The 11,979-nt window shown below is 64.1% G+C and carries 15 protein-coding genes; 10 read left to right on the top strand and 5 right to left on the bottom strand.

The genetic code is table 11. The features are described from left to right. Positions 1-215: 215 nt before the first annotated feature. Positions 216-725, top strand: coding sequence for a DUF1993 domain-containing protein (locus BPHYT_RS23690; RefSeq protein ID WP_012426655.1), 510 nt, complete (start codon positions 216-218; stop codon positions 723-725). A 96-nt stretch (positions 726-821) separates the two neighbouring features. Here BPHYT_RS23690 and BPHYT_RS23685 read toward each other — a convergent pair whose 3' ends face one another. Further along, positions 822-1,142 carry a YnfA family protein gene (locus tag BPHYT_RS23685; protein ID WP_012426654.1) on the bottom strand — a complete coding sequence of 107 codons (321 nt, stop codon included), beginning with the start codon at positions 1,140-1,142 and terminating at the stop codon, positions 822-824. 139 nt (positions 1,143-1,281) lie between these two features. Between BPHYT_RS23685 and BPHYT_RS23680 the strand changes: the two genes are divergently transcribed. Further along, complete coding sequence (locus tag BPHYT_RS23680; RefSeq protein WP_012426653.1) at positions 1,282-1,455, top strand: DUF1289 domain-containing protein; 174 nt, start codon at positions 1,282-1,284, stop codon at positions 1,453-1,455. A gap of 71 nt (positions 1,456-1,526) precedes the next feature. Here BPHYT_RS23680 and BPHYT_RS23675 read toward each other — a convergent pair whose 3' ends face one another. Next, positions 1,527-2,180 (bottom strand): LysE family translocator, encoded by a 654-nt coding sequence (locus tag BPHYT_RS23675; RefSeq protein ID WP_012426652.1) that lies wholly within the window; start codon positions 2,178-2,180, stop codon positions 1,527-1,529. Positions 2,181-2,333: 153 nt separating this feature from the next. Here BPHYT_RS23675 and BPHYT_RS23670 point away from each other — a divergent pair, with 153 nt between their 5' ends. The 4 genes from BPHYT_RS23670 (at position 2,334) to BPHYT_RS23660 (ending at position 5,932) form a co-directional block, all read left to right on the top strand. Then, entirely contained in the window at positions 2,334-2,801 is a 468-nt protein-coding gene (locus tag BPHYT_RS23670; RefSeq protein WP_012426651.1) for an Lrp/AsnC family transcriptional regulator, read from the top strand. A 64-nt stretch (positions 2,802-2,865) separates the two neighbouring features. Further along, complete coding sequence (locus BPHYT_RS23665) at positions 2,866-3,099, top strand: hypothetical protein (protein WP_012426650.1); 234 nt, start codon at positions 2,866-2,868, stop codon at positions 3,097-3,099. A gap of 898 nt (positions 3,100-3,997) precedes the next feature. Next, a complete protein-coding gene (locus BPHYT_RS38760; protein WP_167315767.1) occupies positions 3,998-4,153 on the top strand; it encodes a hypothetical protein in 156 nt (51 codons plus the stop codon). A gap of 120 nt (positions 4,154-4,273) precedes the next feature. Continuing rightward, complete coding sequence (locus BPHYT_RS23660) at positions 4,274-5,932, top strand: NRAMP family divalent metal transporter (protein WP_012426648.1); 1,659 nt, start codon at positions 4,274-4,276, stop codon at positions 5,930-5,932. 60 nt (positions 5,933-5,992) lie between these two features. Here BPHYT_RS23660 and BPHYT_RS23655 read toward each other — a convergent pair whose 3' ends face one another. Together BPHYT_RS23655 and BPHYT_RS23650 are read right to left on the bottom strand one after the other, a co-directional pair. Next, positions 5,993-6,469 (bottom strand): OsmC family protein, encoded by a 477-nt coding sequence (locus BPHYT_RS23655; protein WP_012426647.1) that lies wholly within the window; start codon positions 6,467-6,469, stop codon positions 5,993-5,995. A 90-nt stretch (positions 6,470-6,559) separates the two neighbouring features. Then, positions 6,560-6,898 carry a hypothetical protein gene (locus BPHYT_RS23650; RefSeq protein ID WP_012426646.1) on the bottom strand — a complete coding sequence of 113 codons (339 nt, stop codon included), beginning with the start codon at positions 6,896-6,898 and terminating at the stop codon, positions 6,560-6,562. A 160-nt stretch (positions 6,899-7,058) separates the two neighbouring features. Here BPHYT_RS23650 and BPHYT_RS23645 point away from each other — a divergent pair, with 160 nt between their 5' ends. From BPHYT_RS23645 to BPHYT_RS23635, 3 genes are all read left to right on the top strand, one after another. Beyond that, on the top strand, positions 7,059-7,703 hold the full coding sequence (locus BPHYT_RS23645) for an HD domain-containing protein (RefSeq protein ID WP_012426645.1): 645 nt from the start codon (positions 7,059-7,061) through the stop codon (positions 7,701-7,703). A 113-nt stretch (positions 7,704-7,816) separates the two neighbouring features. Next, positions 7,817-8,515 (top strand): glycine zipper 2TM domain-containing protein, encoded by a 699-nt coding sequence (locus tag BPHYT_RS23640; RefSeq protein ID WP_012426644.1) that lies wholly within the window; start codon positions 7,817-7,819, stop codon positions 8,513-8,515. Between the two features lie 86 nt (positions 8,516-8,601). Beyond that, a complete protein-coding gene (locus BPHYT_RS23635; RefSeq protein ID WP_012426643.1) occupies positions 8,602-10,608 on the top strand; it encodes a bifunctional DedA family/phosphatase PAP2 family protein in 2,007 nt (668 codons plus the stop codon). Between the two features lie 177 nt (positions 10,609-10,785). Here BPHYT_RS23635 and BPHYT_RS23630 read toward each other — a convergent pair whose 3' ends face one another. Next, positions 10,786-11,067, bottom strand: coding sequence for a GCG_CRPN prefix-to-repeats domain-containing protein (locus tag BPHYT_RS23630; protein WP_012426642.1), 282 nt, complete (start codon positions 11,065-11,067; stop codon positions 10,786-10,788). A 285-nt stretch (positions 11,068-11,352) separates the two neighbouring features. On the opposite strand from BPHYT_RS23630, the gene BPHYT_RS23625 reads away from it, so the two are divergent. Beyond that, a complete protein-coding gene (locus BPHYT_RS23625) occupies positions 11,353-11,907 on the top strand; it encodes a hypothetical protein (protein ID WP_012426641.1) in 555 nt (184 codons plus the stop codon). The last annotated feature ends 72 nt before the right edge of the window (positions 11,908-11,979 follow it).

The raw sequence follows: 11,979 nt of genomic DNA, 5'->3' as shown, positions 1-11,979 counted from the left end.
CGGCGGCAAGTTTGCTGTTTCAACAACGTCAATCGGTCCGACCAATCCATTCAATCACAGTTCCGGCGTGCGCGGCAGTTGTCCGAATGGCTAACGCCGCGTCGCCTCGATGCGCATCTCTCGCCGCTCGCGCTATGATGCTGCAGCGGCAATCCAGCCGTTACGTTGCCTCGCGCGCCGTCCGCGCGCACGATCAAAGAATCAGAGGAAGCCTCATGCCAATTTCGATGTATCAAGCATCACTGCCCGTGTTGATCCGCGGCCTGACGAACCTGCAGGTTATTCTGGGCAAAGCGGAGGCGCATGCCGCCGCGAAACAGATCGAGCCCACCGTGTTCACCACCGGCCGGCTCGCACCGGACATGCTGCCGCTGACGCGTCAGGTCTATATCGCGAGCGACACCGCGAAGGGCTGCGCCGCGCGTCTTGCCGGCGTCGAAGCGCCGAAGTACGAAGACGTCGAGCAGACTTTTGAAGAACTGATTGCCCGCCTTCAAAAGACGATCGATTATCTGAAGGAATTCAATGCGGAACAGATCGACGGCTCGGAAGAACGCGCGATCACGCTGAAGCTGCGCTCGGGCCCGGTCGAGTTCACCGGGCAGTCGTATCTGCTCGGTTTCGTGCTGCCGAACTTCTATTTTCACGTCACGACGGCGTATGACATTCTGCGTCACAACGGCGTCGATCTCGGCAAGCTCGACTATCTCGGCGGCATCAAGTAAAGCGTGAGCCCGCGCGGACTCGAGGTTGGCGCGCAGCGCAATGAGCGCATCAACAAGAGATGCTTTGGGAGCGGCAAGATCCGCTCCCCGGCCGGCTCAAACGCGCGGCTGGAACGCGATGATCGCCATGCCGGCCAGCGTGAAGGCCACGCCGGCGGCGTCCCACAGCGTGGGCCGCACCTTGTCGACGCACCATAGCCAGGCAATCGCCACCGCCACGTACACGCCGCCGTAAGCCGCATAGACGCGGCCTGCGGCGGTGCCGTGCAAGGTCAGCAGCCAGGCGAACAGCGCGAGGCTGAGCGCGCCCGGCACCAGCAGCCAGATGGAACCGCCCTCTTTCAACCAGCGCCACGGCAAGTAGCAACCGACGACTTCGGCAACGGCGGTCACGGCATAGAGCAGAAAAGTTTTCATTGAGAGGGAAAGCGAGTGATTGTGTTGCCACGAATAAGGCGTGGCGCTCTATTGGCTTTATTAACACAATCACTTGGCGTGCGGGCACGGCGCATGCGAGAGTCTTCGCACTTACCTTAATCCCCAATTGCCAATCGTCATGAGCATTGCGTCACCCTGCATCGACATCTGCAAGTTCGACAGTAAAACCGGCTTCTGCATCGGCTGCATGCGCACGCGCGACGAATGCAAAAGCTGGAAGAAGATGAAAGACAAGCATCGCCGGAAAATCATCGAAGACCGCTCGCGGCGCGAGCACAAGCTGGGCAAGTAAGCGGCCGTTCCTGCGCGGTCTTGGCGCGGCGGTGTGAAGACGCGCTGCTGACGCGCCGTCATCAGCCAGAGTCAGTCCAGCGAAAGCCGCAACGCAAAGCCGATCAGCGCCGCCGAGAAGGTCCAACGCTGCAGCGTCTGTGCGAGCGGATGGGCGCGCATCCAGCCGGCGATCCGCGCGGCGCCGATCGCGTACAGCACGTCGAAACAGGCGCCGATCGCGAGCAGCACCAGACCGAGCTCGACCATCTGCACGGCCACCGGCCCCGCCTCCGGACGCACGAATTGCGGCAGCAGCACTGAGCAGAACAGCAGCGCTTTCGGGTTCAGCAAGTTGGTCAGCAGGCCTTTGACAAAAGCGGCCCGCAGCGGGCGTGACTCGACGCTTGCCGCAGCATCCGCGTTGGCACCCGCGGCAGTACCGCCGGGCAGCGCAAACACCGGCGAACGAAAAACCTGAATCCCCACCCACGCGAGATAAACCGCGCCGCCATAGCGCACCACTTCGTACAACCACGGCGCGCTGCGCAACAGCGCGGCCACGCCGCATGCCGAGAGCGTCACGTGCGTCGCGCGCGCGACACCGAGGCCGCCGGCAGCCGCAAAGCCGCTGCGCGCGCCGCGTCCGATACTGGTTTGCAGCACCAGCGCCATGTCCGGTCCAGGCACGGCATAGACGACGAAAAGCGCTGCGATATACACGGCCAGCAGATGTGCGGAAATCATCGAATTCTCCTGTTTTCAAGGCTCTATCTTGCTATCGTCGGCGGAGGGTTTGCTGGCGAATTGCGGAGCAGGAGACCGCACCCTTGGAGGAATGCGCTAATATTGCGGCCCACGCATGGGCTTTCCTCCAACCCGTCATCAGCATACTTAGCCATGACAACCGACCTCGATAAAACAGACCGCGCGATCCTCGCCGCGCTGCAGAAAGATGGCCGCATGTCCAACGCGCGGCTGGCCGAAACGGTCGGCCTGAGCGAAACGCCCTGCGCGCGTCGCCTCAAGCGCCTCGAAAACGACGGCTACATCGACCAGTACCGCGCGATGCTGTCGCGTTCCGCGCTCGGCTTCGGCGTGGTCGCCTTCGTCTACGTGCGCTTTGCAGTGCACGACCGGGCGGTGGCGACACGTTTCGAGCGCGAGGTGCAGGCCATTCCGCGCATCCTGGCGTGTCACAACGTATCGGGCAGCGCCGATTACATCCTGCAGGTGGTGGCCCGCGACCTCGACGACTACGGCACGTTCATGCGCGACGAGATGCGCAGCCTGCCGGGCGTGACGTCGGTAGAATCGGCGCTGTCGTTGCGCGAAGTGAAGGCCAACGGCGGCTTGCCGCTGTCCTGAACGCTAACGTGGCATAGTCACCCCTTTGAAACGGCGCCAGCCGACAGTTGAATACGGAGTTCTCATGGATCACGAACAGGCGCGAGCCGAAGAAACCGCGGCAATGCAGCGCGTCTTGACCGCGACGCAGCGCGTGCAGTCGGCGTTCGCGTCGCTGCAATCGCAATTCCCGCCGGCCGGCAGCGGCAAGCCTTCGCAGTTCGCGCTGCAAACGTTCGACGCCGCGCTGCAGGAGCTCGAAGACGCGCAAGCCGCATTCGACGAACTGCTCGGCGATCTGCTCGACGGCAATCGTTGAGACGTCTCTGAGCGTGCTTCGCGGTGCCGCGGACAGCGAAGCGCGCCCGAAAATCGACGCCATCGCCGAGGCTCACTCGCGTGTAGTCGCGAATCACCAACGCGCGCCAGGCGCCTCGTGTTTTCGTCAGTGCGGGCATGCCATCGAGGCAAGTTGCACATGCACTCGCAGCCGCAAGATTCTGCCCAAGCCGCTCTCTTCATCAGGTGGCAAAAAGCACCCTTCATTAGCCTTTCTTTCCTGTCGCATCTGAAAGACAAGACGCCTTCCGCGACCACAACGTGGTCTAACCCACGCCCTATCAAAGAATATTTGCTTCGTTTAACGAAGCATGTTGACTTCCGCTTGCGGCAGTGCCTAAAATTCGCCGTCTTCACAAACGGGGCCCATGCCTTGGACACCACCAGTAGTCGACTTTCGAACAGTTTCACTGCCTGACCGGCCCGACGCCCGCGCTCCCTTTTTCTAGCCGCCGTCTTGCCAGCAGGCAGACGGTGCGCGCCGCAGTAACTCTCTCCGTGCACCCTGATTAGCGCCATTCGCCCGCGCCGTGCTTGCGCACGTGCGTCTCGCCGAATGGCATCGCGTCGCGAGCCTCCGCTCGCGGCAGCGCTCGCTCGCGCCGATTCGATCCGTTCGAAACGCGGCGCGTCCGACCGCGTGGACAAACACGTGCGTACTGAACGCCGATAAGGAGCCACCATGGACAGTGACAGTTATCCCATACGCCGCCTGGTTGCCGTTCAATTGCCGCTCAGTCACGACCGAGCGGGCCGGCAAACAATCATTTGCCCAAGGAAAGCAAGTAGACCTGATTCGCCGCGCGCCTGATGCGCCGCGCTCCGCGTCTGCCGGCTTTCCGCAATCCGCGTCAAGCCATACGCCCGGAGAAAAAAACATGTACCTCGCTATCCTCGTACCGACACTGCAGCAAACCCACACCCACAGCGACGCCGCTCTCGCATTGCACGGCATCAAGCCGCATTGGCTCACCGTTGCCTGGCACCGCGTCAGGGCGCTCGCTTCGCGTCCTGTCTCGCGAGCCGCTTCGTAATCACACACGCTCAGCGCGTCTTCGCGTGTCCGCCGGCAGCGCCGCCCTGTTCGGCCGCGCACATCGGCGGATCCTGAAGATGCCCCGCTCAATCCAATCAAACCTACTCAGGCGGCTAGCATGTCCACTCCAATCAACGTCTCACCACCCCGCAGCGCCGTTCTCGACGACGCGCACCTCGGCGACATCAAGGGCGCGCTCGGCACCATCGCCCATCACGACACGGGGGCGCGCAACAGCTGGTGGGCCCGCGTGCGCACGCTGCTCGCGATTCTCGGGCCCGGCCTCATCGTGATGGTCGGCGATAACGATGCCGGCGCCTTCGGCACCTACACGCAAGCGGGACAGAACTACGGCACCACTTTGCTGTGGACCATGCTGCTGCTCGTACCCGTGCTGTTCGTCAATCAGGAGATGGTGCTGCGTCTTGGCGCGGTGACCGGCGTGGGTCATGCGCGGCTGATCTTCGAGCGCTTCGGCAAGTTCTGGGGTGCCTTCAGCGTCGTGGATCTGTTCATCCTGAACGCATTGACGATCTTGACCGAGTTCATCGGTATAACGTTCGTGTTGCAGTTCTTCGGCATTTCGAAAGTGGCCGGCGTCTGCATTGCCGCGGCGGTGACCATGGCCGCGGTCAGCACGGGCAATTTCCGGCGCTTCGAACGCTTCGCCGTGGTGCTGTGCCTGATGAGCCTGTTGCTGGTGCCCGTGCTGGTGTCGATTCACCCGCTGGTTAGCCAGATGGCGCACGATTTTCTGATTCCGGGCTGGCCCGCGCACTCAAAACTCAGCGACGTGATGCTGCTCGTGATCGGCATTGTCGGCACGACCGTCGCGCCGTGGCAGTTGTTCTTCCAGCAGAGCTACATCGTCGATAAACGCATCACGCCTCGCTTCATGAAGTACGAAAAGGCCGATCTCTGGATCGGGATCGTCTTCGTGATGATCGGCGCCGTGGCCATGATCTCGTTCTGCGCGGCGCTCTACGCGGGCAAGCCCGAATCCGGCCATTTCACCGACGCGGGCGGCGTGATCGCCGACCTCGAAAGCTACGCCGGCCGCACGCCCGCCGTGCTGTTCGCCGTGGCGCTGCTCGACGCGTGCATCATCGGCGCGGCGGCGGTGTCGCTGTCCACCGCCTACGCGATCGGCGACGTCTTCAAGATTCGCCACTCGCTGCATCGCGGCGTGTCGGATGCGAAGGGCTTCTATCTCGTCTACTTCGGCATCGTGGCGGCCGCGGCGACGCTGGTGCTGATTCCGGGCAGCCCGCTCGGCCTTCTGACGGAAGCGGTGCAGACGCTCGCCGGCGTGCTGCTGCCGAGCGCGACCGTGTTTCTGCTGCTGTTGTGCAACGACCGCGCGGTGCTCGGACCGTGGGTGAACTCGAAGAAGCTCAACGTCTTCACAGGCGCAGTGGTCTGGGTGCTCGTCATGCTATCCATCATTCTCACGGCTTCCGTCATGTATCCGGATATCACCGGCGAAGCGATGCTCGAAGTGCTCGCAGGCGGCACGCTGATGGCCGTGGCAGGCTATGCGGCGACCGTCGTGGTCCGCAAGCTGCGGCGGGAAACAGGGACCGCGTCGAATCACGACAGCGAGCTCAGGTGGTCGAAGGAAACGCGCGCGGCCTGGCGCATGCCGCCTCTGGACGAACTGCCGGCCCCGCAACTGACGATGTCCAAGCGGGTCTGGATGGGCGTGCTACGCGGTTATCTGATCGTGGCGGTCGCGCTGGTGATCGTGAAGGTCGTGCAGATGACGCTGCTGCATTGAAGCGATGGCGCCACGTCGCCGCACGCGCCCAGGGCGAGCGGCGAGCGGGGCGTGCCTCGTTCAATCAGTGAGTGTTTCGATGACCGGCTCGCAGAGAATCGGAAAGTTAACCGAGTTCGCGATATAGCACTTCTCATGCGCCACATGATGCAAGTGCGCGGCGAGTTCGACATCGCCGCCCGCCCGAATCACGACGCGCGGGCGCAGCACGATTTGTGAAAAACGGCCTTGCTTCGGATCGTCGAGCATGGTGCCTTCGGCGTCGTCGCGATACGCCGTCACCGTGATGCCGGCGTCGGCGCATAGATGCAGATACCAGAGTTTGTGGCAGGCGCTGGCCGACGCGACCAGCAGATCTTCGGGATTCCAGCGGTTGGCGTCGCCGAGAAAGGCCGCGTCCGATGAACCTGGAATTTCGGGCTTGTTGCCCGCCGCTATCACATGATCGCGTCCGTAATCCCGATAGCCGGAGGTGCCGCTACCGCGATTGCCGGTCCATTGCACCGATATCTTGTATTTATGCTCGCCGTACGCCATGCCCATCTCCTTGCTGTCGAATCGGATCTACTCACCGAGGCGTGCATTTTATCCGCGGCGTTCACGCAATGGACGCGTCTATCTTGCTGACTAATTCCGCGGCGCCGCCGTGCCTTTGCCCGCGAAATTGGGCACGCGCGGGTCTGGGTTCGCGTTCAGGCTCGTGCCGTTCGCCCGCATGGTATTGAGCGCGGGACCGGCCCTTAGGCCGCCCACGGTTCCCGCGCCCGGCGACATCGGGCTCATGCCGGCGGCCGTTCCAGGGCCCGTTCCCGCTGTAGCGCCCGCGTTGTTGGTCATAGCGGAAGGCGCGCCATTGACGGCAGCCGCACCGGTGGCGCCCCGCTGCGTGACCAACTGCCCATTCGCTATGGCGACGGTACCGATCATCAGTGCCGACGCCACGATACTGCCCCTTACGATCTTCATAGCCCACTCCGTTACATCGTCGAATTGCGCGACCGCGAGGTCCGATCTGCCGGCCGCTCACATAGTAAGACGACGTCCGGCCCGCTTCGTTCGCCGCCGCCGGACCGAAGCTCGACTAACGATGCGCGATAATCGACGGCTTTCTTCACAGGCCGCACCGATGACCGAAGCCGCATTCGCCCCCTTTCAGGATTTGGCCCACACCCTCCTGCCGCACGCGTACGACGACAACGGCGACGGTTCGCACGACACCTCGCATCTGCAACGCGTCTGGAAAAACGCCGCGGCCATTCAGGCGCAGGAAGGCGGCGACGCGCAGGTGCTGTTCGCGGCCACGCTGCTGCACGACTGCGTAGCGGTCGAAAAAAATTCGCCGCTGCGCGCGCAGGCGTCGCGGTTGTCGGCGGAAAAAGCGGCACGCGTGCTGACCTCGCTTGGCTGGACACAAGCGCAAGTCGACGCCACCGCGCACGCAATCGAGGCGCACAGTTTTTCCGCCAACATCACGCCGACCACGCTCGAAGCGAAAACGCTGCAGGACGCCGACCGGCTCGACGCGCTCGGCATGCTGGGCGTGGCGCGCGGCTTCTACGTCGCCGGACGCATGGGACGCGCCTTGTACGATCCGGCCGATCCGCACGCAACCCGGCGTCCATTGGATGACACGCGCTACACGCTCGATCATTTCCGCACCAAGCTGCTGAAGCTATCCGCGGGTTTTCAAACGACGGCCGGCGCACGTCTGGCCAGCAGCCGCCACGAGCGCCTGCAACGTTTCCTCGACGAATTCAGCGACGAAATCTGAACGTGTAACCGCCCGCGCTAAGTCGTACAAATCCTTACAAAGCAGCGAGCGATCCGTGTCCACCGGGCGCAGTCTGGCGGCGTTATTGCAGGCATCTACCCGCGGAGTCCGCCATGAACACGAACCTCACCTCCAGCCAACCGCAACGCAGCCGTATTCATCCGCTGGTTGCCGGCGCGGCTGTCGCCGTCATCCTGGCGAGCGCAACCGGCATCGCCGCGATGACCGGTCTGCTGCCGGTTTCGCATGCCGTCACGGAACCCGCGCCGCCGGTTACGGCAACGGCGGCGCCGGTCGCCAACGCGCCAGTCGCGGCGCCGCAACCGGCTCCGGTTCAGCAGACGGCACAGCAAGCCGCTCCCGCCCGGCCGCCGGTACATCATCCGCACCGTGCAACCCCGGCGGCCGCGCCGAACTACGCGAACAATCAGGGCTACCAGGCACCTTATGAAGCCGCGACGCCGAGGCCGGTCGCCGCCGACCCGTACGCGGGCGAAGTCGTCGCCATCAATACGGTGCAGGCTCCCGAGCCGACCACGGGGCTCGGCGCGCTGGGTGGAGCGGTGGCGGGCGGGCTGGTCGGCAATCAGATCGGCGGCGGCCGCGGCAAGATTCTCACGACGATCGCGGGCGCCGTCGGCGGCGGCCTCGCCGGTAACGGCATCGAGCACGCGGTGCGCAAGCAGACCACCTACCAGGTTCAGGTCCGCATGCAGGACGGCAGCTACCGCAACTTCAGCTATCCGACGCAACCGGCCGTGCAGATCGGCGAACGCGTTCACGTGTCCGGCGATTCGCTTAGCGCTTCGTGAACCCGCGGCCGGCGTCCAAAAAGGAATAAGACTGCTCCCTCGCGCGTTATGATCAATCGTTACGCCAGAACGGCTGATCGCGCACGATGGAGCACGCCTACATCCACCTATTGCACCAGTTAGCCGGCCATCCCGGCTGGACGCTCACGGTCATCTTCCTGGCGGCGTTTCTGGAGTCCCTCGCCGTCATCGGCACTTTCGTTCCGGGCAGCACCGCCATGTTCCTCGCCGGCGCGCTGATCGGCACGGGTTCGCTGAGCCTCGGCTGGGCGCTCGTGTGGGCGATCGCCGGCGCCATCGCCGGCGACGGCATGAGCTTCTGGATCGGCAGCCGCTACAAGGACCGGATCGTCCAGTTCTGGCCGTTCTCCAAACATCCCGAGGTGCTCGAGGCAGGCCACCGCTTCTTCCGCAAACATGGCGCGAAGAGCGTCGTGCTGGCGCGCTTCATCGGCCCCTTGCGGGCGATCGTGCCGGTGGTGGCGGGCATGCTGGGCATGCCGCCGCTGCGCTTTTACGCGATGAACGTGCTGTCGGCGCTGATCTGGGCGCCCGCCCATATCCTGCCGGGCATGATCTTCGGCGCCTCGGTGCTGCTGGCCGGCGCGGTGTCGTTCCGGCTCGTCGTGATCATCGCGCTGCTGGTGGGCATCGTCTGGCTCAGCTTTCGCGCCGCGCGCTTTCTGCTCTCCCATGCCAATGCGTGGTCGAGCGCGGCGGGTCAGCAATTGGGAAGTTGGGCCTGCCGGCATCCGGGCCCGTTCGGCCGTTTCGCGCGCAAGATGCTCGACCCCAATACACCGGACGCCGGCAGTCTCTTGCTGACGTCGCTGGCGGTGCTCGTGTCGGGCGCGCTGTTTTTCGGCGTGCTCGACGACGTCGCCAGCGGCGATCCGCTGACGCGCGTGGACGCCTCCGTCTATCACTTCCTGCAATCGGTGCGCACGCCCTGGAGCGATACCGTTCTCGCCGGTCTCTCGACGCTCGGCAGCAGCCTCACACTCGGGGTGCTGGTCGTGACGGTCACGGTTTGGATGCTGCTGGAGCGGCGCTGGCGCACCGTCGGCTACTGGCTCGCAGCAGTGTTGTTTTCCCAATTGCTGATCTACGTGCTGCAGTTCGCGATGCGCCGCGCGCCACCCAATACGTCGATGATCGGCGCCTACGTGTTTCCGAGCAATCACGTCGCCGCAACCGTCATCGTGTACGGTTTCCTGGCATTTCTGCTGGCGCGCCGGGTCGGCAGACTGGAAGGGGTGCTGGTCGCAACCGCGAGTGCGATCGTGGTGATCCTGGTCGCGCTCGCCGGGCTGTACTTCGGCAGGTACTGGGTGTCCGACGCGATCGGGGGCGCCGCGCTCGCGTACATCTGGGTGGCGATCGTTAGTTTGACAGCGATGTGGCGGCACCCGGAGACGCCCCCCGAACGCGCGTTCATGCCCGTCGTGGTGCTGGTGGTCGTGCTGGTCAGCGTGGGCGTGCAGGTCGGCTTCAACATGCCCACCCCGCCGCCGGACAGCGCATTGCGCCCGCCTCCCGTGCTGGTCTCGCAATCGCAGTGGACGCTCTCCGTGTGGAAACGCCTGCCGTGCTATCGCTCGGACATGGGCGGCGACCGCCAGGAGCCGCTCACTCTGCAGTGGGTCTCGAACCTCGATTCGATTCGCGGACAGTTGCGCGCCCAAGGCTGGGTGGAAGGCACGGACGTCTCGGCGCACAGCCTGCTCTCCCTAGCGTCGCCCAATGTGGCGGCGGTGTCGCTGCCGGTCTTGCCGAAGCTCAACAACGGCGTGCCGTCCTCGGTGGTGTTCATGCGTCCAGGCGATACGCGCGACGAACGCGACGTGCTGCGGTTCTGGCCCAGCGGTTACGCGGTGGGCAACGGCACGTCCGTCACGCCGCTGTGGGTCGGCGCTTTCGCGCACGAACGGCTGTCCCGTGCGTCGTGGCCGATCAATATTCTGCGGGTCGACAGGGAGATGACGTCGTTCGATGCGCACGAGAAATCGAGCGCGGGCCTGGGGGCGGAGCTCGTCGCCCGGGTCAGTTGCCGTGGTGTGCCGGTGTCGTTGCTCGCCTCGCCGACGGAGTGAGCGCGTTCGCTGCTCCAGTGAAGAATTCCTACTGCGCTCAATCAGTTATGCCGCTTGGCCAGGAGTTGTCCACAGGGATGTGAACAATTTCTGTGGATAAGGTGGGCACACGCGACGGGCCCTCGGCACGACCTGCCGCCGGAACCATCGCCGGCGAAAGATCAGGCTTTGCCCCGCTCATTGCCATCCGCCGTTCGGCAGGCGGCCGTGATACGGCGTGTCGCGGCAATGGCCCCACGGGCCCAGCCAGTAGCCCGGCGGGCACGCATAGGTCGAGACCGGCGGCGGTGCGTAAATCACCGGACGCGGCGCGACATAGACCGGCGGCGCGTAATGGCAATGGCCCCAGGTCCCGCGCCAGCCGTTCGGGCCACAACCGTCGGCGGCGTGAGCAGTACTCACCGTAAGAGCGGACGCGGCCATCACGGCGCCGGCCAAAGCTGTACGAAGTGTCGACATGATGATTCTCCTTCACCTTGGTTGTTGTCGATTAAGAGCCGTTTCGTGTGCTGCAGTCCATATGATCGGCTCCGACAGTTAGCTGGAAGTGAGCATGGCGACGACGCTCGAATTGCATTGACTCCCCATCGTTTCTCTTGACTCGCGCTGAAAATATAGGCAATATCTTTCCACTGTAAACATTTTGGCACCCGGCTTCGCATCGGCCGCCGTCCATAGTCTGCGTTTCGCGAAACACACGGCCGGCCGCCATCACGCGAATCAGCCGATACTCTGGAGTCCACCATGAATCTCTTGCTGAGCTTTGCCCCATTTCTGGCCTTTGCCGTGATCGAGCGCCTCGCCGGTGCGCAGACCGGACTGATGGCCGGTGCGCTCGTCGCCGCCGCGCTGCTCGCGCGCGATATCGTGAGCCCGGCTCGCCACGTCAAGCTGCTGGAAGCCGGCACCGTCCTGCTATTCGGGGCGCTGGCCGTTTATGCGCTGACCAGTGACGTGCACTGGTCGATCGCCGCAGTGCGGCTGCGTGTCGATGCAGGGCTTGCGCTGATCGTGCTGACATCGATCGCCTTGCGCCGGCCGTTCACCCTGCAATACGCACGCGAGAGCGTCGGCCGCGAGCATTGGAACAGCGCGCGCTTCATCCACGTCAACTACGTGATCAGCGCAGCCTGGGCACTCGCGTTCGGGATGCTGGTGCTGGCCGACATCGCGATGGTTTATGCGCCCGCGCTGCCTCATTCGGTGGGTGTGATGGCGACCGTGGCCGCGCTGGTCGCCGCGGTGAAGTTCACGGCGTGGTATTCCGAGCAGCACGCGGTGGCGCAGTCATCGCGCTAACAATCGTGTTTCGGAACCCTGCGCCCTGGCCATCGCAGGGTTCGGAATACCGGCTAATTTCGCGCTAATTCA

Source organism: Paraburkholderia phytofirmans PsJN (assembly GCF_000020125.1).
Classification (GTDB): Bacteria; Pseudomonadota; Gammaproteobacteria; order Burkholderiales; family Burkholderiaceae; genus Paraburkholderia; species Paraburkholderia phytofirmans.
Note: the sequence above shows the minus strand (reverse complement) of the source record. Positions and strands in the feature narration are given on the sequence as shown.